The sequence below is a fragment of the Rickettsia endosymbiont of Nabis limbatus genome (assembly GCF_965196655.1).
Lineage (GTDB): Bacteria > Pseudomonadota > Alphaproteobacteria > Rickettsiales > Rickettsiaceae > Rickettsia.
In genome coordinates, this window is record NZ_OZ239771.1 from 271,952 (window position 1) to 293,031 (window position 21,080).

A 21,080-nucleotide genomic window follows, 5' to 3' on the forward strand; every position below is an offset into this window, starting at 1 on the left:
ACGGTTTTAAGTGATATTAAGATATCAAAGAACCAAAACCTAAGATAGGTTTGTAATTTTTAATAATTTTATAAAGGAGTCCATACCATGAGTAATTATAAAGTAATAGGAATTGATTTAGCAAAAAGAAAGTTGCATTTTGCAGCAATAAATTTAGACAATAAAGTTGTATTAAAAAAAGCAATGGATCGAAGAAGCTTTTTTGAAAATTTATCAACAATGTTTCCAGAGTCAGAAACCTTTGTATTTGAAGCTTGTGGTGGAGCTCATTATATGGCTCAAAGGCTTGAATCAATAGGACATAAAGCCATCTTGCTTAAACCTAAAGATGTGAAAGCATATGCAAAAACTCGACAAAAAAATGACATTAATGATTCAATTGCAATTTGCAAAGCATCATGTGATCCCGATTTAATACACGTCAAAGCTAAAACAATAGAAGAGCAAGAAATATCTTACCTGCATAAAGCAAGACAAAATATAATACAACAAAGGATTCAGTACAGCAACTCTCTGATGACTTCATTATTTGAATTTGGCTATTTGGTAACATGCGGAAAATCTACATTTGCAAAATCTTGTCAAAATTTTGTAAATTTTGCCCTAGAAGAAGGATTTATTAACAACACTATTGCTGAACAAATGTTGCTGGATTGTAAAGAAATTGAACAATTGATGATTCGTGAACAAAGCTTAGATAAAGAATTAGCAGCAAAGAATCGGAGTTCCAAGAAGGCAAAAATTTTAGAAACTATTCCAGGAATTGGTACAATTAACGCAAGTATTTTAAGCATCAAACCGGTTGAAGCATACGATTCTGCTAAGGATTTTGCTGCTTCACTTGGAATTGTCCCGAAACAAAATAGCACTGGAGGTAAGATTATTCTAGGAAGAATAACCAAGCAAGGTGATAGATATGCAAGAACAATGCTAATACAGGCTGGTAGGTCTTTATTGATGAGAAGCTATAAAACTAATCAGACATCAGGAGCGTTATCAGAATTTATTGAAAGATTAAAAGAAAAAGGGAAATCGTTCAATGTAATTGCAGTAGCTACAGCTAATAAATTGGCTAGAATCGCTTATGCCTGTCTGGTAAAGAACAGAAATTACCAATTGGTATAATAGTACTTAAGATTTAGGATAAATTATAAACTATATAATTTTTAAACTAGATAGGGGTAAAGAAATAAAAACAAAGTAGAATAATAAAACGGCGGGTTAAAGAGATAATACATAATCATTCTGGATGAAATCCGAGCTAACGTCATGGTACCTAGATACCGCTAACTTGAGTGAATCTCTCTAGGATCTTAGGCAGAATGCAGAAACCATTATGGCACTTTGATGCCGAATATATGACTGCTTCATTTATCATTAACTGTTTTTTATTTTTAGTACTTGTTTTTAACCAGGCGTCCATATATGACGATGCCCCTTATCGCATTAAGCTATATATGGTGCTAGTGTTTTATCTTTATTAAATTCCATTATTTGTTCAACTATATCTACTGTTTTTATTTTTGGTTTTTGAGTTATTGGTAAAAACAGCAACCGGTGTATTATGCTTACAAATATTAACTTTATTAGATAAATTTTGCTTCATATAAATAGACTAGCTTAATATTAGCCTATTTATGATATCTTGTAAAGAGAATTACGTATTACTTATATAATCTAAGATTGTTTAACCATTTTTTCAGGTACTACTATTTTATCGAATTCTTGTTCTGATAAAAGATCAAGTTTTTTTGCAGCTTCTTTTAAAGTGATTCCGTGCTTATGAGCTTCTTTAGCAATTTTAGCGGCATTATCATAACCTATATGCGGATTAAGGGCGGTTACAAGCATTAGAGATTTATCACGTAGCTCATCAATGCGTGATATGTTAGGCTCTATTCCATCGATGCAATGAGTAACAAAGCTATTTACGCTATCTGATATTAGCTCGATAGATTGTAAAATATTATATATTATTACCGGTTTAAAGACGTTAAGTTCAAGATGCCCGTTTGAGCCAGCAATAGTAATTGTAACATGATTGCCCATAACTTGAGTGCAAACCATTGTTAAAGCTTCAACTTGCGTAGGGTTTACCTTGCCAGGCATAATTGAAGAACCAGGCTCATTTTCTGGTAAATGCAGCTCACCAAGACCGCATCTTGGACCTGATCCAAGCAATCTTATATCGTTTGCTATTTTCATTAGACTTACGGCTATAGTATTAAGAGTCCCTGAAAATTCTACAAGTGCATCATGGCTAGCCAAGCTTTCAAATTTATTAGGTGCTGTTTTAAAAGGTTGTTTTGTAAATTCTGCCACTTTTTCAGCAAATTTTATATCAAATCCTTTATGCGAATTGATACCTGTTCCGACTGCTGTTCCACCTTGAGCAAGTAAATAAACTTTTTCTAATGCATTTTTTATTCTCTCTAAAGCATATTCTATTTGTGTAATATATCCGGAAAATTCTTGCTTAAGTGTTAGAGGAGTTGCGTCTTGTAAATGAGTGCGTCCAATTTTTATAATATTTCCCCAATCTTTTGATTTATCCTGTAAAGCTGTGAGTAAATTATTTAAAGCCGGTATTAGTTTTTCTTTGGTTGCAAGTACGGTTGCTATATGCATAGCCGTTGGGAATGAATCGTTTGATGACTGTCCTTTATTGACATGATCGTTGGGATGTACAGGAGATTTACCACCTTTTGTACCGGTTAGCTCTTCATTTGCAATAGAGGCGATTACCTCATTCATATTCATATTTGTTTGCGTTCCAGAGCCTGTTTGCCAAACTACTAAAGGAAAATTATTGCTAAATTCACCATTTAAAATTCTGCTTGCAGCTTTGTCTATACTTTCAGCTATTTTAGGTTCTAGATCACCAAATTCGAGATTAACTTTTGCAGCACATTTTTTTAATATAGCAAGGGAGCGGATTAGAATTTCTGGCATTTTTTGTTTGCCTATTTTGAAATTTTCTAATGATCTTTGTGTTTGTGCTCCCCAATAAAATTTATCCTCTATTTGAATTTCGCCAAAAGAGTCGCTTTCTGTTCTATAGTTTGTCATAAATCGTTAAATGTTATATAATTATTTATCTTATTCATAAAATGATCACTGATAGCTTTTAAATCTAATTGCTCGGATAATTTAGCAAAACTATAGTATAATTTATCTTTAATGGAAGCTTTTTTTAAATTTTTAGCAATAAATCCGATTGTGTTTTCTATCATGATATCACGATTAAAACTATAAAATTTTTGCCAATTTTCGTCACATGTTTGTTTAGGTGATCGAGGGTAATCTGTATGTAATGGTTTAGCAATTACTGCTTTACCTTGATATACTTCAAGTAGTGTATCGCTAATTAATTTTTCATGCTTTAAATTATTAATTACTTTATCAAAAAAATTGCTTAGAACAATATTTGTAATCTCTTCTTCTTTAGATTCATTTAAGAATATATTGAGTTGCTTTTCAAAGCTCTTAATAATTTGTTTGTTTTGTAATATATTTTGTGACATAACGCTACCGATTAGAACCAAATTAATAGTAGTAACGTGAGAATTAGTATAAATTTTATCTTAATCTCTTAGGGTTTAATTCCCCGAAGGTCTGCTTCGTGATATACTAGATGCATGGAAGAAAGCAGTTATATACATAAAAGTGATAATGTCACAGTACTAATATATCATTTAGTAACACCGGCAAAGTATAGAAGAGTAATATTCAAAGAGGAACTAGACGATTATTTATGTAAAATTTGTGAGGACATAGAAGCTCGTTATGAAATTAGATTTTTGGAAATAGGAGTAGATAAAGAACATGTACATTTTTTACTACAGTCAATACTAATGTATAGCCCAACAAAAATAACTCAAATCATAAAAAGTATTACATCTAAGGAAATGTTTAAGAAATATCCAAATCTTAAAGAAAAATTATGGGGAAGTGAGTTTTGGAGTAAAGGATATTTTATGAGCACAGTAGGTAAACATGGTGATGAGCGGAAATTACGTAATTATGTAAAAAATCAAGGTTCAGGCAAACCTTCTTATAAAGCATTTCAACAAAAACAGTTAAAACTTTTTGGATAGATACCTCGTAGCTCTGCTGCGAGGAGTATCATTACTGAAAAAATAAAGAATAATGATAACGCAAACAGTTTTACGTTATCATTTTAGTAAATATATATATACTTATTAAGTAGACTAAATATTTATATGAAAGTAAACAAAAAACAATATTTGATTTGTTAAAAATATTTCAACTTTGTTAATGATCCCATAATGAGTGAAAAATTATAGAAGCAGCATTCGATACGTTAAGGCTGTCTACTTTATCAGAAATAGGAATTTTGGCTAAATGATCACAATTTTCTTGAACCAATCTTCGCATGCCTTTATCTTCCGAGCCAAATACTAAAGCTACTTTATCTGAGATTAATTTATCGGTAAAATAATCATTGGCTTCTCCGGTTAGCCCTATAACCCAAAAACCGTGTTTTTTTAGGTAATTTATACAAAAGTTTAGATTGGTTACTTTAATAATTTTTATTAATTCTAAAGTTCCACAAGCTGCTTTAGCTATAGTGCCATTTTCATTCGGCGAATTATCTAATGGTAAGATTATAGCATCCATATTAAAAGCTGCTGCACTGCGAATAATTGCCCCAATATTTTGCGGATCAGTTATTTGATCAAGAATTGCAATCTTACATTTTGGATTTTTTATGTTGATATCTTCTATATTATGGGAAAAAATTGGCTTAACTTTAGCAGCTATTCCTTGGTGAGTTTGGTTTTCTAGTAATTTAGATAAAACATCATTATTAACAATTTTATAAGGCTTGGAACTTATTAATTTTTTATTTGCATCAAAGATCATTTGAGTGCATAAAATATCCTCAATTTGACGTTTTGGATTGTTAAGAGCTGAAAATACAGGATGTTTTCCATAAATATAGTAGTAATTTTTAGAATCCAGCTTTTTATTTTGCATGTTATTGAAAACCTTTGGTAATTTGTTCTTGACAGAAACTACTATTTATTATAGAAAGTTACAACTAAATAAATGTGCAAGCTGCTATTTGTTTATTTGATGATTCGGCGAGAAGTTTTATTAAGTCCTAATACTAATTTATATTGTCTTTTAAAGTGTATTAGTCTATTTAATACAGTAAAGTTCTTTAGGAGGGGTGGCCGAGTGGTCAATGGCAGCAGACTGTAAATCTGCCCGCGTAAGCGTTCGAAGGTTCGAATCCTTCTCCCTCCACCACTTGAATGGTTCAGGGAAGCGTATCATTTTTTAAACTTATCATTTTATATCATAAATTATATTTAAAAATAAAATATAATCGTGTATAATTGTAAGTCTGAATAAAATTGGTGTTAGTTGCGGGTGTAGCTCAATGGTAGAGCTCCAGCCTTCCAAGCTGGCTGTGTGGGTTCGATTCCCATCACCCGCTCCATTAAATATAGTGGTGACAAATAAATTTAGCAAAAAACGCACTTTAAATTAACTTGTATTAAACTTAAAAAATTGTAAGAGAGTAAAAATATGGCAAAAGCAAAGTTTGAAAGAACCAAACCGCATGTTAATATCGGTACTATCGGTCACGTGGATCATGGAAAAACTTCTTTGACAGCAGCAATAACAATGGTGCTTGGAAAAGATAATAAAGATATTAAAGTTAAAAAATATGATGAAATTGATGCCGCTCCTGAGGAAAAAGAAAGAGGTATAACAATATCAACTGCTCACGTAGAATATGAAACTAAAAGTAGGCACTATGCACACGTAGACTGTCCAGGACATGCTGACTATGTAAAAAACATGATCACAGGTGCTGCTCAAATGGATGGTGCTATATTAGTTGTTTCTGCTGCTGATGGTCCAATGCCACAAACTAGAGAACATATATTACTAGCAAAGCAAGTTGGTGTGCCTAAAATGGTAGTGTTCTTAAACAAAGTTGATATGGTTGATGATGCTGACCTACTGGAATTAGTGGAAATGGAAGTAAGAGAGTTATTATCAAAATATGATTTCCCTGGTGATGAGATACCAATAATCAGAGGTTCTGCTCTTCAAGCTTTAGAAGGAAAGCCTGAAGGTGAAAAAGCTATCCATGAATTAATGGATGCAGTAGATAGTTATATACCACAACCTACTAGAGAAACTGAAAAGCCTTTCTTAATGCCTATCGAAGATGTGTTCTCTATTTCAGGAAGAGGAACAGTTGTAACAGGCAGAATTGAAGCTGGTAAAATTAAAGTTGGTGAAGCCGTTGAAATAGTTGGAATAAAAGACACTCAAACTTCTACATGTACTGGTGTTGAGATGTTTAAAAAACTTCTTGATAGTGGTGAGGCTGGAGATAACGTTGGTATATTATTACGTGGTATAGATAGAGAAGCTGTACAAAGAGGACAAGTTCTTGCAAAACCTGGTAGTATAACACCTCATGATGAATTTGAAGCTGAAGTATACGTACTTAGTAAGGATGAAGGTGGACGTCACACTCCATTTACCAATAACTATCGTCCACAATTCTATTTTAGAACAACAGACGTTACAGGTACAATAGAATTACCGGCTGATAAACAAATGGTTATGCCTGGTGATAATGCTACTTTCAAAGTTAAGTTAATTTATCCTATTGCTATGCAGCAAGGTTTAAAATTCTCTATTCGTGAAGGTGGTAGAACAGTAGGTGCTGGTGTAGTTTCTAAAGTAATTAATTAGTCTATTTTATAAATACCTATTATTTTTTAATAATAGGTATTTATGTTTTAAGATGTAAAAACATCTTGCTGTTTATAATTAAGGTTTGTTAAATGAAAAATAAAATCAAAATTCGTTTAAAGTCATTTGATCATCGTAGTCTTGATCAGGCTACTAAAGAGATAGTTAGTGCTGTTAAAAGAACATTCGCAAGTATTAGTGGTCCTATTCCTTTACCTAGAAAAATTCAAAGATTTACTGTAAATAGATCTCCCCATGTGCATATAAAATCAAGGGAGCAATACGAAATTAGAACACAAAAAAGATTATTGGTTATAGATGATCCAAATCCATCAGTTGTTGATGCTTTAAGTAAAGTTGATTTAGCAGCGGGTGTTGATGTAGTGATCGAATTAGAGAGTGGGGAGTAATGAGAACCGGAATAATTGCTCAAAAAGTTGGGATGACTAGTGTTTTTAATAATAATGGGAAGAGAGTTCCATTAACACTAGTGAAAGTTGATGATTGCCAAGTAGTAGGACATAAAATTGTTGAAAAACATGGTTATAATGCTTTAGTTATCGGGATAAAAGATAAAAAAATATCTAGAGTAACTAAGCCTATGAAACAAGTTTTTGCTAATGCTAAAGTATCTCCTAAAGCTAAATTAAAAGAATTTAGAATCTCTGAAGATAATTTTATTGATATAGCAGCAAGTTTAGAAGTAGATCATTTTACGGCAGGACAATTTATAGATGTAACAGCTACTACTATAGGTAAAGGATTTGCTGGTAGTATGAAGAGACATAATTTTAAAGGGCTTGAAGCTTCTCACGGTGTTTCAATATCGCATCGTTCGCATGGTTCTACTGGTCAAAGACAAGATCCGGGAAAAGTCTTTAAAGGTAAAAAAATGGCTGGACATATGGGGTGTAGTCAAGTTACTATCCAAAATTTAAAAATATTTGCAATTGATAAAGAGCAAGGACTTATTATGATTCAGGGAAGTGTCCCAGGACATAAAGGTTCATATATTTCAATAACAGATGCAATAAAGAAGATTTCAATAACTGCATAAAAATAACTATTTGTATAAAAGATTTTATATAAGACTGTATAGGTTGAAAAAATGAAAACTAAAATGTTAAATCTTGCTAATGAAGAAGTTGGTGAGGTTAGTTTAAACGAAGATATATTTGCTGTAGATTTTATTAGGGATGATATAATAAAGCAAGTTGTTGATTGGCAGCAGGCTAAAGCAATGGCTGGTACGCATAAAACTAAAACTGTATCAGAAGTATCCGGTACTACAAAAAAACCTTTTAAGCAAAAAGGTACAGGGAATGCAAGACAAGGCTCTTTAAGATCTGTACAAATGCGTGGTGGTGGTGTAATTCATGGTCCTGTAGTACGTAGTCATGCAACTAAATTACCTAAAAAAGTACGAAAACTTGGTTTAATCCATGCTTTATCCGAAAAATTTTCTGAAGGAAAATTACTAGTCATAGATTCTTTAAAATTAGAAACGCCTAAAACCTCTAATCTTGTTAATATATTAAACAAGTTTCAAGGAAAAAGTTTCTTCGTAATAGATGGTAATGAAGTAGATGTTAATTTTTCTTTAGCAACACAAAATATTTATAATACAGTAATTGTTCCGCAAATAGGTGCAAACGTCTATGACATAATAAGACATGAATATGTATTATTATCACAAGAAGCAGTGAATGTTTTAGAAGAGAGGTTAAAATGAGTTCTTATAAATATTACGATTTAATTAGAAGACCTGTTATTACAGAAAAAACCACACTTCTTTCAGAACAAAATAAATATACTTTTTATGTAGATAAGCTTGCTGAGAAGCTTGCTGTTAAAAAAGCCATAGAAGAAATATTTAAAGTAAAAGTAAAAAAAGTAAATATCTTAAATGTTAAAGGTAAAAAGAAGAGATTTAAGGGAGTTATCGGGCGTCAAGTTGATAGGAAAAAGGCTGTGGTAACATTAGAAAAAGATCATAATATTGATTTTGCCGGAGGAATTAAATAAATGGCTTTAAAAAGTTTTAATCCAATTACCCCTTCTTTGAGAGAGTTAGTTCAAGTTGATAGAACTAGTTTATGGAAAGGTAGACCTTTTAAGGTTCTAACTAAAGGGATATCTAAAACAGGTGGAAGAAATAATCAAGGTAGGATCACTTCTTGGCAAAGAGGTGGTGGGCATAAAAGGCTATATCGTGTTATTGACTTTAAGAGAAACAAACTAGATATTTCTGCTATAGTTGAAAGAATAGAATATGATCCTAACAGAACTGCTTTTATTGCTTTAATTAAATATGAAGATGGTGAGCATGCTTATATTCTAGCTCCACAAAAATTAGTAGTAGGGGACAAGGTAATATCAAGCAAAGATGCAGATATAAAAATTGGTAATTGTTTGCCTTTAAGATATATCCCTATAGGTACTACTTTACATAATGTTGAAATGAAAGTTGGTAAAGGTGGTCAAATTGCAAGATCAGCAGGTACGTCTGTAGGTTTAGTAGGTAAAGATTCAGGATATGCACAAATTAAATTAAAGTCTGGTGAATTTAGATTAGTACCTTTAGATTGTATAGCTACGATAGGTGCGGTGTCTAACCCTGATCAAAAAAATATTAACTTAGGTAAAGCTGGTAGAAATAGATGGCTTGGTTGGAGACCTCATGTAAGAGGTGTTGCAATGAACCCTGTAGATCATCCACATGGTGGTGGTGAGGGTAAAACCTCTGGTGGGCGTCATCCAGTTACTCCTTGGGGATTCCCGACAAAAGGTAAAAAGACGCGTAAAAATAAGCGTACTTCTAAGTTTATTATAAAGAAAAGAAAGTAAATTAATTAGGTATTAATTATGGCACGTTCGGTGTGGAAAGGACCTTTCGTAGATGGTTATTTAATAAAAAAAGTTCAAAAATTAATGGAATCTGGCAAGTCAGAAATGATTAAAACTTGGTCTAGAAGATCAACCATTTTGCCTATTTTTGTTGGTTTTACGTTTTCTGTTCACAATGGAAATAAATTTATTCCAGTTTCTGTAAATGAAGAAATGGTTGGTAGAAAACTAGGGGAATTTTCTCCTACTAGAACATTTCATGGGCATGGAGCAGATAAAAAAGTTAAAAGAAAATAAAATCATATGGTACAGGAAAACAAAAATTTTGCCACGGCAAAAGCTAAATCAATTAGAGTTAGTCCAAGGAAATTAAATTTAGTTGCAGCTTTCATTAGGAACATGAAAGTTTCTGAAGCGTTAGTGCAACTAACTTTTTCGCCAAAAAGAATTTCAAAAGTTGTAAAAGCTTGTTTGCAATCTGCTGTAGCAAATGCTGAAAATAATTTAGGTTTAGATATAGATAGACTGGTTATAACTAACGCAACAGTAGGCAAGGCTTTAGTAATGAAAAGAGTTATGCCAAGAGCAAAAGGGAGAGCTACTAGAATAAATAAGTTTTTTAGTAATCTCTATATAACTGTTACAGAAAAAGAGGATAATTAAGATGGGGCAAAAAGTTTGTGCACATGGTTTTAGGGTTGGACCAACTTTAATTAAAGGTTGGGATTCCGTATTCTATGCAGAAAAGCAGTATAAAACTCTTTTTATACAAGATTTAAAGATTAGAGAATTAGTTAATAAAAGTTTTACTCAAGCTCAAGTTAGCAGAATTTTAATTGAACGCCCTTCTAACAAAAGTATTATTATCAATATTAATGCAAAAAAGCCAAATATAATTATCGGTAAAAATGGTAGTGAAATTGATAAGCTAAAAAAAGCTATTGAAAAAATGACTTCTTTAAGCGAAGTTTATATAAATATTCATGAAGTTAGAAAGTTTAATATAGATGCGGCGATAGTAGCTCAGACAATAGCATCACAGCTTGAAAAAAGAGTGTCCTTTAGAAAAGCAATGAAGACAGCAATTCAGGCTTCATTTAAACAAGGTGGACAAGGTATAAGAGTTAGTTGCTCAGGACGTCTTGGTGGAGCTGAGATTGCTAGAACAGAATGGTATATAGAAGGCAGAATGCCATTGCATACTTTAAGAGCCGATATTGATTATTCGACTGCTGAAGCTATAACTACTTATGGAGTTATAGGAGTTAAAGTTTGGATTTATAAAGGCGAATATACGGAAAATAAAAGATATAATTAATTTTTAAGTATTAAAATGTTAGCTCCAAAAAAACAAAAATTTAGAAAAGCTCATAAAGGTAGAGTTGTTTCAAAATCAAAAGCAGGTACAACACTTGCCTTTGGATCATTTGGTTTAAAATCTATAGATGGTTGGCGTGTTACTGCTAGACAGATAGAAGCAGGAAGAAAAGCGGCTACTAGATGTATGAAACGTCAAGGAAGATTATGGATACGAATCTTTCCTGATCTTCCGGTTTCCAAAAAGCCTGCTGAAGTAAGAATGGGTAAAGGTAAAGGAAATCCTGAATTTTTTGCAGTAAGGGTATCACCTGGAAGAATTATGTTTGAAATTGAAGGGGTTGAGGAAGATGTTGCAGTTAAAGCTTTAGAGCTTGCAAGTGCAAAATTACCTGTTAAAACAAGGATAGTGAGGCGTTATGAATGATTTAAAATCATTAAAGAGTGAATTGACAAGTAAAACAATTGAAGAGCTTTTTAAGCATCTTAATCTTTTAAAAAAAGAGCTATTTAATTTAAGATTTCAGCAAACTCTGGGCGAATTAAAAAATACTAGTAGGTTTTTATTAGTTAAAAAGTCTATAGCACGTATTAAAACTGAATTAACAAAAAGATCTAGTAGCGGAGAGTAATTAAAATGCCTAAAAGAGTCCTACAAGGGGTGGTTATAAGTTCAAAAACTGATAAAACAGTTACAGTAAAAGTAGAAAGAAGATTTAAGCATCCTATTTATAAAAAATTTATAAAAGTATCTAAAAAATACGCAGCTCATGATCCAAATAATAAGTTTCAAGAAGGCGATAAAGTTAATATAATTGAAAGTCGTCCTATTTCAAAAACTAAAACATGGGTAGTAATAAATGAAGAGTAAAGGTTTTATCCTTTGACTTTATTAGGAAAATTGTTTATTTTATCTTTCGTGAATAAAATTGGAAGTGATATATGATTCAAATGCAAAGCATTTTGGAAGTGGCAGACAATTCCGGTGCCAAAAAAGTTATGTGTATTAAAGTTCTAGGTGGCTCCCATCATATGGTAGCAAAGCTAGGCGATGTTATAGTTGTATCTATTAAGGAAGCTATACCTGGTGGTAAAGTTAAAAAAGGTGACGTTTATAAAGGCGTTATTGTTCGTACAAAAACAGGAGTTGTAAGAGCTGATGGTAGTACAATAAAGTTTGACAAAAACGCATTAGTACTTTTAAACAAACTAGATGAGCCTATAGGTACTAGAGTTTTTGGTCCTGTGACAAGAGAACTTAGAGCCAAAAAATATGTTAGAATTATGTCGCTCGCAGAGGAAGTGTTATAAATGATAAAATTAAAAGTAAAAAAAGGTGATGAAGTTATTGTTATTACTGGCAAATATAAAGGGAAAAAAGGGGAAATATTAAAGGTTTTTCCCGAAAAAAATAAAATAGTTGTTTCAGGAATAAATTTAGTTAAAAAACATACTAAACCTACCCAAGTAAGCGAAGGTGGCATAATAACTAAGGAATTACCTATAGATATTTCAAATGTTGCACATGTTGATCCTAAAACTGGTAATCCTACTAAGGTAGCTTTTAAATTTTTAGAAGATGGTTCTAAAGTTAGAATAGCAAAAAAATCTGGAGAAATTATTGGTAAGGAAGGCAAATAATGTTAAGATTTAAAGAATTATATCAAAAGGAAATTATTAGCAATTTGCAAAAGGAATTTTCTTATAAAAATAAACATGAAATCCCAGCTATTGAAAAAATTGTCATAAATATGGGTGTAGGGGAAGCAATAGCTGATTCAAAAGTGATTGATAAAGCGGTAAATGATTTAACTTTAATCTCCGGTCAAAAACCTGTTGTAACTCTAGCAAGAAAATCTATTGCAACATTTAAGTTACGTGATGGTATGAAAATAGGTTGCAAAGTTACTTTGCGTAAAGATAGAATGTATGATTTCTTAGAAAGGCTAGTAATTGTTGCATTACCTCGTGTTAAAGAGTTTCGTGGTTTTTCTTACAAAAGTTTTGATGGTAAAGGTAATTTTACTTTCGGACTAAAGGAGCAAATAGTTTTTCCTGAGATTAATTATGATAAAATTGATACTATAAGAGGAATGGATATTACAATCGTTACATCCGCTAAAACAGATAAAGAAGGTAAATCCTTGTTATCGGGATTTAATTTACCTTTTTATAATTAAGTTTAAGGTATATAATGGCAAAAGTAAGTTCTATAAAAAAGAATGAAAAAAGAAAGAAATTATCACAAAGCTTACATAATAAGCGTGAGAAATTAAAAAATAAAATCTACGATAAGAATATTTCATTAGAAGAGCGTTTTTCTTTGGTAATGTCATTAGCACAATTATCTAGAAATTCATCAGCCACTAGAATTAGAAATAGATGTGAGCTTACAGGTAGACCAAGAGGGGTTATAAGAAAATTTGGCATATCAAGAAATAAACTCAGAGAATTAAGTGGCAGGGGTTTAGTTCCAGGGATAATTAAGTCAAGTTGGTAAAAATAATAGGTGAATAAATATGTCAATGACAGATAATGTAGCAGATATGTTAACTAGAATTAGAAATGCTTATAAAAGTAAACTAATAAATGTTTCTTTTCCTAGTTCTAAAATTAAAACTTCAATTTTAGAAGTGCTTCAAAAAGAAGGTTATATAAAAAATTATACAAGTACTCCAAAAGATAACATTAGCTATACTGAGATAACCTTAAAATATTCTGCTAATGGTGATGCTTCTATACGTGAAATTCATAGAGTATCAAAGCCAGGTAAAAGAGTGTATTCTGCAATTAAGGACTTAAAAGGATACTACAATAATATGGGAATATATATTCTATCTACTCCTTATGGTGTTATGTCCGATAGAGAAGCTCATATTAAAAATGTTGGTGGTGAAGTAATTTGTAAAGTATTTTAAGGTAAAAAATGTCACGCGTTGGAAAGTTACCGATTATTATACCTGAAGGTGTAAAAGTCGGGTTAAATGATTTAGAAGTAAAAATATCAGGACCTAAAGGTGAGTTATCAAAAAGCTTTAAAGGTAGTATAGGAATTTCATTAGCAGAGAATAAGCTTTTAGTAAAGCCATTATCTTCAAGTAAAACTGCACGTGCTATGTGGGGTACAGCTAGAAGTATAATATCAAATATGGTTACCGGAGTTAAAGAAGGCTTTAAGTTAAAGCTTGAAATTAATGGCGTAGGGTATAGAGCAATGATGAAAGGCAAGTATTTAAATCTGATGCTTGCTAAAAGTCACAATACAAAAATTGAAATACCTTCACATATTAAAGTTGAAGTACCTAAGCAGAATATAATTATTCTTGAAGGTACAGATAAGGAAAAATTAGGTCAATTTGCTTCAATTATTATAAAACAAAGACAACCTGAACCTTATAAAGGAAAGGGAATTAAATTTGAAGATCAATTTATACCACGCAAAGAAGGTAAGAAAAATTAATTTAAGAGTTAAATATGCGTAGTGCTAAGCTAAAATTTGAAAAGAGAAGAAGTAGAATAAGACATAAAATAGCTAAAACAGCTAACAGAGCTAGGTTGTCAATATTTAAATCAGGTAGACATATCTATGCACAGATCATTGATGATACTAAATCAGTAACAATTGCTTCTGCTTCAACTTTAGATGAAAAGATTAAAAAATTAAAAAAATCTCATTGTAATGTTGAAAATGCTACAAAAATAGGTGAATTAATAGCTGAAAAAGCTGCATCTTGTGGTGTAGAAGAGGTAGTGTTTGATAGAAGCGGATATAAGTATCATGGTGTTGTAAAGGCTCTTGCTGATGCTGCTAGAAAAAAAATAAGATTTTAGGTTAAGGTTTAAAATATGTCTAAAGTTAGAAAAAACGAAGAAGCTTTAAGTGAAGTTTTAGTTGATGTAAATAGAGTTACAAAAGTAGTAAAAGGTGGTAGAAGATTTGCTTTTTCTGCTTATGTAGTAGTTGGTGATAAAGCTGGAAGAGTTGGAGTGGGTCACGGTAAAGCAAAAGAAGTAAACGAAGCTAGAGAAAAAGCAAAACAAGCTGCTAAAAAGAAAATGATGAAAGTGTCTTTATATCAAAATAGAACAATTCATCACGATGTTACAGGCAGAAGTGGAGCAGCTAAAGTGATTTTAAGAAGAGCTAAAGCAGGTACAGGCGTTATAGCTGGTGGGTCTATGAGAGCAATTTTTGATTCTTTAGGGGTTCATGATATTGTTGCTAAGTCGATAGGGTCCACAAACGTTTATACAATGATAGCTGCAACGTTTGATGCATTAAAAAAACTTTCGTCACCGAAATCTATTGCGGCAAGAAGAGATAAAAAAATGAATGAAATTTTTATAAAATCTTCTGATATACAAGTTAATGAATAATATTTTAAGGTAAGATGTATACGCTATGAATAATAAAAATTTAGTTAATGATGTAAAAGTTACTCAAGTTAAAAGCAGTATAGGTCGTAAATATGATCAAAAATTAACATTAATTGGACTTGGTTTAAATAAAATTAATAAATCTGTTGTTCTTAAAAATACTGATTCAGTTCAAGGTATGCTCAAAAAAGTAGGGCATTTATTAAAAATAGAAAATGTGTAATTAGAGTTTTTCAATGAAATTAAATGAATTATATAATAATATAGGTGCTAAAAAAAATAAGAAAAGAGTAGCACGTGGTATTGGTAGTGGAAAAGGAAAAACTGCTGGAAGAGGTGTTAAAGGTCAAAAATCTAGAGCAGGTGTTGCAATAAAAGGTTTTGAAGGTGGTCAAACTCCAATGATTAAAAGGCTACCTAAGAGAGGCTTTAATTGTATCTCATCTAAAAAATATAATGTTATTAATATTTATAATATTGAAGCAGCACTAGCAGAAGAGCGTTTAAATCCAACTGATGTTATTACCAAGGAAAAGTTAATAGAAATTGGTTTAATTAATAAAAGTAATAAAAAGTTAATAAAATTATTATCTATTTGTAGTGATGATTTCAACTATCCTTTGTCGTTTAAATTGGATGCTTATTCCTCTAAAGCTAAAAAAATAGTTGAAAAAGCAGGCGGAAAATTATTATAATTTATGAACCAAAATTTCTCTAAAAAATCTAGCAATGATTTAATTAATCGTATTATTTTTACTATTTTTGTTCTTATAATATGCAGATTTGGTTCGTTTATACCTATTGCAGGTATAGATGCTATTGCCTTAGGTAGTATTGCTGAAAAAAACCAGTCAGGGATACTTGGTATGTTTAATATGTTGTCAGGTGGTTCACTAGGCAGAATGTCTATTTTTGCTTTAGCGATTATGCCATATATAACAGCATCAATAATTATCCAACTAATGTCTGTAGCATATAAGCCTTTAGAAAATTTAAAAAAAGAAGGAGAAGCTGGTAAAAGGAAAATAAATCAATTATCTAGATATTTAACAGTCTTGCTTGCTTCACTTCAAGCTTATGGTGTTGCGGTAAGTTTAGAGTCAATTGTAACAAATACTGGACCTGTAGTAATTATACCGGGACTTTTCTTTAAAATTACAACAGTAATTACTTTAGTGGTAGGTACAATGCTGCTAATGTGGTTAGGCGAACAGATTACGCAGCGCGGTATAGGTAATGGTACTTCTTTAATTATATTTATAGGTATAATTTCCGGTGTGCCTAGTGCTATAATTAGTATGTTTGAACTATCAAGAAAAGGTGCACTATCGCCTTTAGTTGCAATTGCTGTTTGTGTGGGAGTAGTTGTATTAATATCTATAATAATTTTCTTTGAGAAAGCACAAAGAAAATTATTAGTTCAGTATCCTAAAAGGCAAGTAGGAAATAAAATTTACGGCGGTGATTCAACATATATGCCACTTAAGTTAAATACTTCTGGGGTAATTCCTCCAATATTTGCTAGTTCAATTTTGTTATTTCCGGCTACATTAGCTAATTTTTCAAGTAGTAATTCTGAAATAATGAATATGCTTACTTATTATTTGGGTCATGGAAAGCCTATATATATATTACTATATGTAGCATTGATAATGTTTTTTAGCTTTTTTTATACTGCAATAGTATTTAATTCTGAAGAAACTGCTAATAATTTAAGAAAATACGGTGCCTATATTCCTGGTAAGAGACCAGGAAAAAATACATCTGAATATTTTGATTATATACTTACTAGGCTTACTGTTGTAGGTGGTATATATTTAAGTGTTATATGTATAATACCTGAATTATTAATGAATAAATATGTTATTTCTCTTTCTCTAGGTGGTACAAGTTTTTTAATTGTAGTAAATGTAGTACTTGATACGTTGACTCAAATTCAAACTTACTTATTTAGTAGTAAATATGAAAGTTTAATGAAAAAAGTAAAATTAAAAAATTAAAAATGAGTTAGAAGTGATAATAATTTTTTTAGGTCCTCCCGGTGCTGGAAAAGGAACTCAAGGAAAAAAAATAGCTGAAAAAATTTATTTACCACATATAGCAATTGGCGATATATTTAGAGCAATTATCAAAAGTAAAGATGCTAAGGTAATTAATAGTTATGTTGAGCAAGGAAAGCTTATTCCTGATGAAATAGTTAATCATATAATTAAAAACTTTTTATCATCTTCTGATTATAAAAAAGGTTATATATTAGATGGATATCCGCGTAATTTAGAACAAGCTAAGTTTTTTGAATCATTTGTTACAGAAAAAATAAAAGTAATATATTTAAATGTTTCAGATGAATTACTAATTAAAAGAATTTTAGGCAGATATAGTTGTAAAAATTGCGGAAAAATATATAATGATTATTTTCTAAAGCCTAAAATTGATAAAATATGTGATGTTTGTAAATCAAGCGTATTTGAATATAGAAAAGATGATAATGAAGAAGTAATAAAAGAAAGAATTAATATATTTAAAACAGAAACTTATCCATTAATACAGCATTATAAAAACAATGATGATTTTTATATGATTGATGGAAATAAAAGTGAACAGCAAATAGAAGATCATATAGAGAAAGTACTAAAAATAAATTGACTTTAGTAAAGATTTTTATATTATTTTCTAGTTACCAGTAAAATTTTGGAGAATATTTGTGGCAAGAATTGCGAGTGTTAACATTCCCGATAATAAACGTTTAGTAGTAAGCTTGACTTATATTTATGGTCTTGGGACTACTATGGCAAAAACAATTTGTAAAAAAGCAAAAATATTAGAAGATAAGAAAGTTAAAGATCTTACTGATCAAGAACTAATAAGCTTACGTAATATTATCGAGAATGAATATAAAGTTGAAGGTGATTTAAGAAGAGAAGTAACGCTTAATATTAAAAAGAAGAAAGATATTAGAAGTTATCAAGGGCTTAGACATATACGTAAGCTACCTGTAAGAGGTCAGAATACTCATTCTAATGCTAGAACTAGAAAAGGTAAAGCTGTTGCAATAGCCGGAAAGAAAAAAGCTGTAAAATAATAGTTAAAGTAGAGTATAAACATAATGAATCAGACGGTTAAAGCTAAAAAAAAGAAAAAAACTATTACACTAGGTGTGGTACATATTAGAGCATCGTTTAATAATACTATTGTAACATTTACTGATGTTCAGGGTAATGCGATATCTTCTGCATCAGCTGGAGCTAATGGGTTTAAAGGAGCAAAAAAAGCTACCCCTTATGCAGCTCAGATAACAATTGATAAGGCAGCTGAAAAAGCAAAAGAATACGGTCTGAAAACTATTTCTATTAGAATTGGAGGACCTGGTGCTCAGCGTGAATCTGCAATGAGAGCTTTATTTGGGCAGAATTTTGTAGTTACATCAATTTTAGATGTATCTTCAATTGCTCATAATGGAGTAAAAGCACCGAAAAGAAGAAGAGTATAAGAAGCATAGGTATTAAATGTTATCGTTAAGTAAAAACTGGAACGCTTTAATAAAAACAGATAAAGTATCTTATGAAAGCTTCCCTGAGACTAATAATAAATCTAAGATTATAGTTGAGCCTTTAGAAAGAGGATTTGGTTTGACTTTAGGTAATGCTATGAGAAGAGTTTTACTTTCTTCTCTACAAGGAGCAGCAGTCACCTCTATAAAAATTCCTGGAATAGAGCATGAATTTTCTTCTATATCAGGTGTAAAAGAGGATATCTCAGAGATAATTCTGAATGTTAAAGGCATAGAAATCAAAATGCACGTTGCAGAAAAGCGTGTTATAAGATTAAAAGCAACAGGACCTGGAGTTGTGACAGCTGGTATGATTGAAGCTGGACATGATGTAGAAATATTAAATCCTGATCATGTAATTTGTAATTTAGCTAAGAATAAACAATTTGAAATGGAATTAACTTGCAAAATTGGCAAGGGATATACACTTAGTACAAATAATAATGAAGATAATAATTTACCAATTGGTGAAATAGCTATAGATGCTTTATTTAATCCTGTAAAAAGCGTTACTTACAAAGTAGAAAATACAAGAATAGGACAGGTCACTGACTATGATAAGTTAATTATGTTTGTTGAAACTAATGGTGACATATTGCCTGAAATGGCAGTAGGCTTAGCTGCCCGTATTTTGCAAGAACAGCTTCAATTATTTATTTCTTTCGAAGAACAAGAAGAAGATAAACAAGTTAAGACAGATGCATTACCATTTTCTCCTTATTTACTTAAACGAGTTGATGAATTGGAATTATCAGTTAGATCAGCAAACTGTTTAAAAAATGATAATATAATTTATATAGGTGATTTAGTAAAAAGAACTGAAGCTGATATGCTAAGAACTCCAAATTTTGGTAGGAAGTCACTAAATGAGATTAAGGAAATACTTGCAAAATTTGGTTTAAGGTTTGGTATGGATGTACCAGATTGGCCACCAGAAAATATACATGAATTATCTAAACGTTACGAAGATTCTTATAATTAAGGACAATAAAGATGCGACATAAAATTAAAGGTAGAAAATTAAATGTAACAAGTAGCCATAGGAAAGCAATGCTTGCTAATATGGCAGTATCACTTGTTACTCATGAACAAATAAAAACTACTTTGCCAAAAGCTAAAGAATTAAGACCTTATATTGAAGTTTTAGTTACTAAAGCTAAGGATAATAACTTAGCAGCAAGAAGAAATATTCTATCAAAAATAAAAGATAAAAAAGCAATTGAGAAGCTTATAAATGTTTTAGGCGCTAGATACAAAGATAGACCAGGTGGATATACTAGAATAGTAAAAGCTGGGTTTCGCTATGGTGATTTAGCTCCAATCGCATATATTGAATTTGTAGATAGAGATATTAATGCTAAAGGAAATATACCTCAAGATAATAGCAAAGAAGATATTAAAAGTAATAAAGGGACTAAATAATGGCTAATCATTCTTCAGCAAAGAAAGCTGCAAGACAAACAGTAAAAAAAACCTTAGTTAATAAAAAAAGAGCTAGTGCAATAAAAACTTTTGTGAAAAAAGTTTTACATGAAATTAATCAAGGTAATAAAGAAGAAGCTAATTCAGCTTTAGTAATTGCACAATCTAAGATAATGCAAGGTGTGAAAAAAAATATAATTAAGTTAAATACTGCATCAAGAAAAATCAGTAAATTATCGAAAAAAATAAAAACCATGAATTAAATTTAAATCATAAAAACAATTATATTATTTTTTAATTCTAGTTTTTAATAAATTTATTCTTCATTGTATTTTATCTAATTAACTTTAAGTTAATAATATAGGGCGATTAGCTCAGTTGGTAGAGCATCTCGCTTACACCGAGAGGGTCGGCAGTTCGAGTCTGTCATCGCCCACCATATTATAATCAGCTTTCTAACACCTCCTTACCTTATATATATTTTTTATATGCTGGGTATATGCTGGCTTCCCCTCAATAAAATGGAGGAACTATAATAAAATAGTTGCTCTTTTCTCTTTGTCAGCGTCTTCTAATGATACAATTTTTTACGATATAGTAGGGAATTTTATACCACCTGAATGGAAAATTTAACTGCAAATAACGGAAAAGTTTTAAGTAAACCCGCAAAACAAATTTTATCACTTGTGGTTTCACGAATACCTTATATAGAAGATAAAGCTGAAAAAATAAATATTAATGGCATAAGCTTATCAAATGAATTGCAAGAAACTTACTCTTACTTTGAGAAACTTCTTGGGCATCGTCAAGTTAAGTAACA

Annotated in this window: 36 protein-coding genes and 3 tRNA genes; 36 read left to right on the forward strand and 3 right to left on the reverse strand. The window is 31.0% G+C overall.

Annotated features, from left to right (window positions below; all coding sequences use genetic code 11):
- Positions 1–87 precede the first annotated feature (87 nt).
- Positions 88–1,125: an IS110 family RNA-guided transposase gene (locus ACOAL3_RS01530; RefSeq protein ID WP_419234517.1), complete on the forward strand. Its 1,038-nt coding sequence runs from the start codon at positions 88–90 to the stop codon at positions 1,123–1,125.
- A 197-nt stretch (positions 1,126–1,322) separates the two neighbouring features.
- Complete coding sequence (locus ACOAL3_RS01535; protein ID WP_419235200.1) at positions 1,323–1,484, forward strand: hypothetical protein; 162 nt, start codon at positions 1,323–1,325, stop codon at positions 1,482–1,484.
- A gap of 193 nt (positions 1,485–1,677) precedes the next feature.
- Here the strand turns inward: ACOAL3_RS01535 and fumC are convergent, their stop codons facing one another.
- Together fumC and ACOAL3_RS01545 are read right to left on the reverse strand one after the other, a co-directional pair.
- On the reverse strand, positions 1,678–3,069 hold the full coding sequence (gene fumC, locus ACOAL3_RS01540; RefSeq protein ID WP_419235201.1) for a class II fumarate hydratase: 1,392 nt from the start codon (positions 3,067–3,069) through the stop codon (positions 1,678–1,680).
- On the reverse strand, positions 3,066–3,524 hold the full coding sequence (locus ACOAL3_RS01545) for a hypothetical protein (protein WP_395476547.1): 459 nt from the start codon (positions 3,522–3,524) through the stop codon (positions 3,066–3,068). The genes fumC and ACOAL3_RS01545 overlap by 4 nt, the downstream gene beginning before the upstream one ends.
- A 114-nt stretch (positions 3,525–3,638) precedes the next feature.
- Between ACOAL3_RS01545 and tnpA the strand changes: the two genes are divergently transcribed.
- Positions 3,639–4,097: an IS200/IS605 family transposase gene (tnpA, locus tag ACOAL3_RS01550; RefSeq protein ID WP_419234569.1), complete on the forward strand. Its 459-nt coding sequence runs from the start codon at positions 3,639–3,641 to the stop codon at positions 4,095–4,097.
- 178 nt (positions 4,098–4,275) lie between these two features.
- On the opposite strand, the gene rlmB is transcribed toward tnpA, so the two are convergent.
- On the reverse strand, positions 4,276–5,001 hold the full coding sequence (gene rlmB / locus ACOAL3_RS01555; protein WP_419235202.1) for a 23S rRNA (guanosine(2251)-2'-O)-methyltransferase RlmB: 726 nt from the start codon (positions 4,999–5,001) through the stop codon (positions 4,276–4,278).
- A gap of 190 nt (positions 5,002–5,191) precedes the next feature.
- Between rlmB and ACOAL3_RS01560 the strand changes: the two genes are divergently transcribed.
- The 33 genes from ACOAL3_RS01560 (at position 5,192) to ACOAL3_RS01720 (ending at position 21,078) form a co-directional block, all read left to right on the forward strand.
- Positions 5,192–5,277, forward strand: a tRNA-Tyr gene (locus ACOAL3_RS01560).
- A gap of 119 nt (positions 5,278–5,396) precedes the next feature.
- A tRNA-Gly gene (locus ACOAL3_RS01565) sits at positions 5,397–5,470 on the forward strand.
- Between the two features lie 89 nt (positions 5,471–5,559).
- Positions 5,560–6,747, forward strand: a complete 1,188-nt coding sequence (gene tuf, locus ACOAL3_RS01570; RefSeq protein WP_395476545.1) for an elongation factor Tu — start codon at positions 5,560–5,562, stop codon at positions 6,745–6,747.
- A gap of 92 nt (positions 6,748–6,839) precedes the next feature.
- Positions 6,840–7,157 (forward strand): 30S ribosomal protein S10, encoded by a 318-nt coding sequence (gene rpsJ, locus ACOAL3_RS01575; protein ID WP_395476544.1) that lies wholly within the window; start codon positions 6,840–6,842, stop codon positions 7,155–7,157.
- Positions 7,157–7,804 carry a 50S ribosomal protein L3 gene (rplC, locus tag ACOAL3_RS01580; protein ID WP_419235203.1) on the forward strand — a complete coding sequence of 216 codons (648 nt, stop codon included), beginning with the start codon at positions 7,157–7,159 and terminating at the stop codon, positions 7,802–7,804. The genes rpsJ and rplC overlap by 1 nt, the downstream gene beginning before the upstream one ends.
- Before the next feature lie 51 nt (positions 7,805–7,855).
- The gene (rplD, locus tag ACOAL3_RS01585) at positions 7,856–8,479 is read left to right on the forward strand and encodes a 50S ribosomal protein L4 (protein ID WP_419235204.1); all 624 of its coding nucleotides are present in this window, start codon (positions 7,856–7,858) and stop codon (positions 8,477–8,479) included.
- Entirely contained in the window at positions 8,476–8,772 is a 297-nt protein-coding gene (gene rplW, locus ACOAL3_RS01590) for a 50S ribosomal protein L23 (RefSeq protein WP_011477719.1), read from the forward strand. Before rplD ends, rplW begins: the two co-directional genes overlap by 4 nt.
- Positions 8,773–9,594 (forward strand): 50S ribosomal protein L2, encoded by an 822-nt coding sequence (rplB, locus tag ACOAL3_RS01595; RefSeq protein ID WP_419235205.1) that lies wholly within the window; start codon positions 8,773–8,775, stop codon positions 9,592–9,594. It begins immediately after the preceding gene.
- A gap of 18 nt (positions 9,595–9,612) precedes the next feature.
- On the forward strand, positions 9,613–9,891 hold the full coding sequence (gene rpsS, locus ACOAL3_RS01600; RefSeq protein WP_011477717.1) for a 30S ribosomal protein S19: 279 nt from the start codon (positions 9,613–9,615) through the stop codon (positions 9,889–9,891).
- 6 nt (positions 9,892–9,897) lie between these two features.
- Positions 9,898–10,257, forward strand: coding sequence for a 50S ribosomal protein L22 (rplV, locus tag ACOAL3_RS01605; RefSeq protein ID WP_011477716.1), 360 nt, complete (start codon positions 9,898–9,900; stop codon positions 10,255–10,257).
- A 1-nt stretch (position 10,258) separates the two neighbouring features.
- Positions 10,259–10,912, forward strand: coding sequence for a 30S ribosomal protein S3 (gene rpsC, locus ACOAL3_RS01610; RefSeq protein WP_011477715.1), 654 nt, complete (start codon positions 10,259–10,261; stop codon positions 10,910–10,912).
- Positions 10,913–10,927: 15 nt separating this feature from the next.
- Entirely contained in the window at positions 10,928–11,338 is a 411-nt protein-coding gene (rplP, locus tag ACOAL3_RS01615) for a 50S ribosomal protein L16 (protein ID WP_419235206.1), read from the forward strand.
- Positions 11,331–11,543, forward strand: a complete 213-nt coding sequence (gene rpmC / locus ACOAL3_RS01620) for a 50S ribosomal protein L29 (protein ID WP_395476540.1) — start codon at positions 11,331–11,333, stop codon at positions 11,541–11,543. The genes rplP and rpmC overlap by 8 nt, the downstream gene beginning before the upstream one ends.
- Before the next feature lie 5 nt (positions 11,544–11,548).
- On the forward strand, positions 11,549–11,782 hold the full coding sequence (gene rpsQ / locus ACOAL3_RS01625) for a 30S ribosomal protein S17 (RefSeq protein ID WP_011477712.1): 234 nt from the start codon (positions 11,549–11,551) through the stop codon (positions 11,780–11,782).
- A 71-nt stretch (positions 11,783–11,853) separates the two neighbouring features.
- The gene (gene rplN, locus ACOAL3_RS01630) at positions 11,854–12,222 is read left to right on the forward strand and encodes a 50S ribosomal protein L14 (protein ID WP_419235207.1); all 369 of its coding nucleotides are present in this window, start codon (positions 11,854–11,856) and stop codon (positions 12,220–12,222) included.
- Complete coding sequence (gene rplX / locus ACOAL3_RS01635) at positions 12,223–12,552, forward strand: 50S ribosomal protein L24 (protein WP_419235208.1); 330 nt, start codon at positions 12,223–12,225, stop codon at positions 12,550–12,552.
- A complete protein-coding gene (gene rplE / locus ACOAL3_RS01640; protein WP_419235209.1) occupies positions 12,552–13,091 on the forward strand; it encodes a 50S ribosomal protein L5 in 540 nt (179 codons plus the stop codon). The genes rplX and rplE overlap by 1 nt, the downstream gene beginning before the upstream one ends.
- Before the next feature lie 14 nt (positions 13,092–13,105).
- Complete coding sequence (gene rpsN / locus ACOAL3_RS01645; protein WP_011477708.1) at positions 13,106–13,411, forward strand: 30S ribosomal protein S14; 306 nt, start codon at positions 13,106–13,108, stop codon at positions 13,409–13,411.
- 19 nt (positions 13,412–13,430) lie between these two features.
- Positions 13,431–13,829 carry a 30S ribosomal protein S8 gene (rpsH, locus tag ACOAL3_RS01650; RefSeq protein WP_419235210.1) on the forward strand — a complete coding sequence of 133 codons (399 nt, stop codon included), beginning with the start codon at positions 13,431–13,433 and terminating at the stop codon, positions 13,827–13,829.
- An 8-nt stretch (positions 13,830–13,837) separates the two neighbouring features.
- Positions 13,838–14,371 (forward strand): 50S ribosomal protein L6, encoded by a 534-nt coding sequence (gene rplF, locus ACOAL3_RS01655; protein ID WP_395476537.1) that lies wholly within the window; start codon positions 13,838–13,840, stop codon positions 14,369–14,371.
- A 14-nt stretch (positions 14,372–14,385) separates the two neighbouring features.
- The gene (rplR, locus tag ACOAL3_RS01660; RefSeq protein WP_419235211.1) at positions 14,386–14,742 is read left to right on the forward strand and encodes a 50S ribosomal protein L18; all 357 of its coding nucleotides are present in this window, start codon (positions 14,386–14,388) and stop codon (positions 14,740–14,742) included.
- A 15-nt stretch (positions 14,743–14,757) separates the two neighbouring features.
- Positions 14,758–15,288, forward strand: coding sequence for a 30S ribosomal protein S5 (gene rpsE / locus ACOAL3_RS01665; RefSeq protein WP_419235212.1), 531 nt, complete (start codon positions 14,758–14,760; stop codon positions 15,286–15,288).
- Between the two features lie 25 nt (positions 15,289–15,313).
- Positions 15,314–15,511 carry a 50S ribosomal protein L30 gene (gene rpmD / locus ACOAL3_RS01670; RefSeq protein ID WP_395476535.1) on the forward strand — a complete coding sequence of 66 codons (198 nt, stop codon included), beginning with the start codon at positions 15,314–15,316 and terminating at the stop codon, positions 15,509–15,511.
- A 13-nt stretch (positions 15,512–15,524) separates the two neighbouring features.
- A complete protein-coding gene (gene rplO, locus ACOAL3_RS01675) occupies positions 15,525–15,983 on the forward strand; it encodes a 50S ribosomal protein L15 (RefSeq protein WP_419235213.1) in 459 nt (152 codons plus the stop codon).
- Positions 15,984–15,986: 3 nt separating this feature from the next.
- On the forward strand, positions 15,987–17,288 hold the full coding sequence (gene secY, locus ACOAL3_RS01680; protein WP_419235214.1) for a preprotein translocase subunit SecY: 1,302 nt from the start codon (positions 15,987–15,989) through the stop codon (positions 17,286–17,288).
- 13 nt (positions 17,289–17,301) lie between these two features.
- Positions 17,302–17,934: an adenylate kinase gene (locus ACOAL3_RS01685; RefSeq protein ID WP_395476532.1), complete on the forward strand. Its 633-nt coding sequence runs from the start codon at positions 17,302–17,304 to the stop codon at positions 17,932–17,934.
- 58 nt (positions 17,935–17,992) lie between these two features.
- Complete coding sequence (rpsM, locus tag ACOAL3_RS01690) at positions 17,993–18,370, forward strand: 30S ribosomal protein S13 (RefSeq protein WP_011477699.1); 378 nt, start codon at positions 17,993–17,995, stop codon at positions 18,368–18,370.
- 24 nt (positions 18,371–18,394) lie between these two features.
- Complete coding sequence (gene rpsK, locus ACOAL3_RS01695; RefSeq protein ID WP_011477698.1) at positions 18,395–18,778, forward strand: 30S ribosomal protein S11; 384 nt, start codon at positions 18,395–18,397, stop codon at positions 18,776–18,778.
- Positions 18,779–18,794: 16 nt separating this feature from the next.
- Complete coding sequence (locus ACOAL3_RS01700) at positions 18,795–19,820, forward strand: DNA-directed RNA polymerase subunit alpha (RefSeq protein ID WP_395476531.1); 1,026 nt, start codon at positions 18,795–18,797, stop codon at positions 19,818–19,820.
- Positions 19,821–19,831: 11 nt separating this feature from the next.
- Positions 19,832–20,260, forward strand: a complete 429-nt coding sequence (rplQ, locus tag ACOAL3_RS01705) for a 50S ribosomal protein L17 (protein WP_395476530.1) — start codon at positions 19,832–19,834, stop codon at positions 20,258–20,260.
- Positions 20,260–20,523, forward strand: coding sequence for a 30S ribosomal protein S20 (gene rpsT / locus ACOAL3_RS01710; RefSeq protein WP_016948257.1), 264 nt, complete (start codon positions 20,260–20,262; stop codon positions 20,521–20,523). Before rplQ ends, rpsT begins: the two co-directional genes overlap by 1 nt.
- 100 nt (positions 20,524–20,623) lie before the next feature.
- A tRNA-Val gene (locus ACOAL3_RS01715) sits at positions 20,624–20,699 on the forward strand.
- Between the two features lie 181 nt (positions 20,700–20,880).
- Positions 20,881–21,078, forward strand: coding sequence for a hypothetical protein (locus ACOAL3_RS01720; protein ID WP_419235215.1), 198 nt, complete (start codon positions 20,881–20,883; stop codon positions 21,076–21,078).
- The last annotated feature ends 2 nt before the right edge of the window (positions 21,079–21,080 follow it).

Coding starts and splice junctions, on each gene's coding strand:
- ACOAL3_RS01530 (WP_419234517.1), top strand. CDS start 88: ATGAGTAATTATAAAGTAATAGGAATTGATTTAGCAAAAAGAAAGTTG.
- ACOAL3_RS01535 (WP_419235200.1), top strand. CDS start 1,323: ATGCAGAAACCATTATGGCACTTTGATGCCGAATATATGACTGCTTCA.
- fumC (WP_419235201.1), bottom strand. CDS start 3,069: ATGACAAACTATAGAACAGAAAGCGACTCTTTTGGCGAAATTCAAATA.
- ACOAL3_RS01545 (WP_395476547.1), bottom strand. CDS start 3,524: ATGTCACAAAATATATTACAAAACAAACAAATTATTAAGAGCTTTGAA.
- tnpA (WP_419234569.1), top strand. CDS start 3,639: ATGGAAGAAAGCAGTTATATACATAAAAGTGATAATGTCACAGTACTA.
- rlmB (WP_419235202.1), bottom strand. CDS start 5,001: ATGCAAAATAAAAAGCTGGATTCTAAAAATTACTACTATATTTATGGA.
- tuf (WP_395476545.1), top strand. CDS start 5,560: ATGGCAAAAGCAAAGTTTGAAAGAACCAAACCGCATGTTAATATCGGT.
- rpsJ (WP_395476544.1), top strand. CDS start 6,840: ATGAAAAATAAAATCAAAATTCGTTTAAAGTCATTTGATCATCGTAGT.
- rplC (WP_419235203.1), top strand. CDS start 7,157: ATGAGAACCGGAATAATTGCTCAAAAAGTTGGGATGACTAGTGTTTTT.
- rplD (WP_419235204.1), top strand. CDS start 7,856: ATGAAAACTAAAATGTTAAATCTTGCTAATGAAGAAGTTGGTGAGGTT.
- rplW (WP_011477719.1), top strand. CDS start 8,476: ATGAGTTCTTATAAATATTACGATTTAATTAGAAGACCTGTTATTACA.
- rplB (WP_419235205.1), top strand. CDS start 8,773: ATGGCTTTAAAAAGTTTTAATCCAATTACCCCTTCTTTGAGAGAGTTA.
- rpsS (WP_011477717.1), top strand. CDS start 9,613: ATGGCACGTTCGGTGTGGAAAGGACCTTTCGTAGATGGTTATTTAATA.
- rplV (WP_011477716.1), top strand. CDS start 9,898: ATGGTACAGGAAAACAAAAATTTTGCCACGGCAAAAGCTAAATCAATT.
- rpsC (WP_011477715.1), top strand. CDS start 10,259: ATGGGGCAAAAAGTTTGTGCACATGGTTTTAGGGTTGGACCAACTTTA.
- rplP (WP_419235206.1), top strand. CDS start 10,928: ATGTTAGCTCCAAAAAAACAAAAATTTAGAAAAGCTCATAAAGGTAGA.
- rpmC (WP_395476540.1), top strand. CDS start 11,331: ATGAATGATTTAAAATCATTAAAGAGTGAATTGACAAGTAAAACAATT.
- rpsQ (WP_011477712.1), top strand. CDS start 11,549: ATGCCTAAAAGAGTCCTACAAGGGGTGGTTATAAGTTCAAAAACTGAT.
- rplN (WP_419235207.1), top strand. CDS start 11,854: ATGATTCAAATGCAAAGCATTTTGGAAGTGGCAGACAATTCCGGTGCC.
- rplX (WP_419235208.1), top strand. CDS start 12,223: ATGATAAAATTAAAAGTAAAAAAAGGTGATGAAGTTATTGTTATTACT.
- rplE (WP_419235209.1), top strand. CDS start 12,552: ATGTTAAGATTTAAAGAATTATATCAAAAGGAAATTATTAGCAATTTG.
- rpsN (WP_011477708.1), top strand. CDS start 13,106: ATGGCAAAAGTAAGTTCTATAAAAAAGAATGAAAAAAGAAAGAAATTA.
- rpsH (WP_419235210.1), top strand. CDS start 13,431: ATGTCAATGACAGATAATGTAGCAGATATGTTAACTAGAATTAGAAAT.
- rplF (WP_395476537.1), top strand. CDS start 13,838: ATGTCACGCGTTGGAAAGTTACCGATTATTATACCTGAAGGTGTAAAA.
- rplR (WP_419235211.1), top strand. CDS start 14,386: ATGCGTAGTGCTAAGCTAAAATTTGAAAAGAGAAGAAGTAGAATAAGA.
- rpsE (WP_419235212.1), top strand. CDS start 14,758: ATGTCTAAAGTTAGAAAAAACGAAGAAGCTTTAAGTGAAGTTTTAGTT.
- rpmD (WP_395476535.1), top strand. CDS start 15,314: ATGAATAATAAAAATTTAGTTAATGATGTAAAAGTTACTCAAGTTAAA.
- rplO (WP_419235213.1), top strand. CDS start 15,525: ATGAAATTAAATGAATTATATAATAATATAGGTGCTAAAAAAAATAAG.
- secY (WP_419235214.1), top strand. CDS start 15,987: ATGAACCAAAATTTCTCTAAAAAATCTAGCAATGATTTAATTAATCGT.
- rpsK (WP_011477698.1), top strand. CDS start 18,395: ATGAATCAGACGGTTAAAGCTAAAAAAAAGAAAAAAACTATTACACTA.
- ACOAL3_RS01700 (WP_395476531.1), top strand. CDS start 18,795: ATGTTATCGTTAAGTAAAAACTGGAACGCTTTAATAAAAACAGATAAA.
- rplQ (WP_395476530.1), top strand. CDS start 19,832: ATGCGACATAAAATTAAAGGTAGAAAATTAAATGTAACAAGTAGCCAT.
- rpsT (WP_016948257.1), top strand. CDS start 20,260: ATGGCTAATCATTCTTCAGCAAAGAAAGCTGCAAGACAAACAGTAAAA.
- ACOAL3_RS01720 (WP_419235215.1), top strand. CDS start 20,881: ATGGAAAATTTAACTGCAAATAACGGAAAAGTTTTAAGTAAACCCGCA.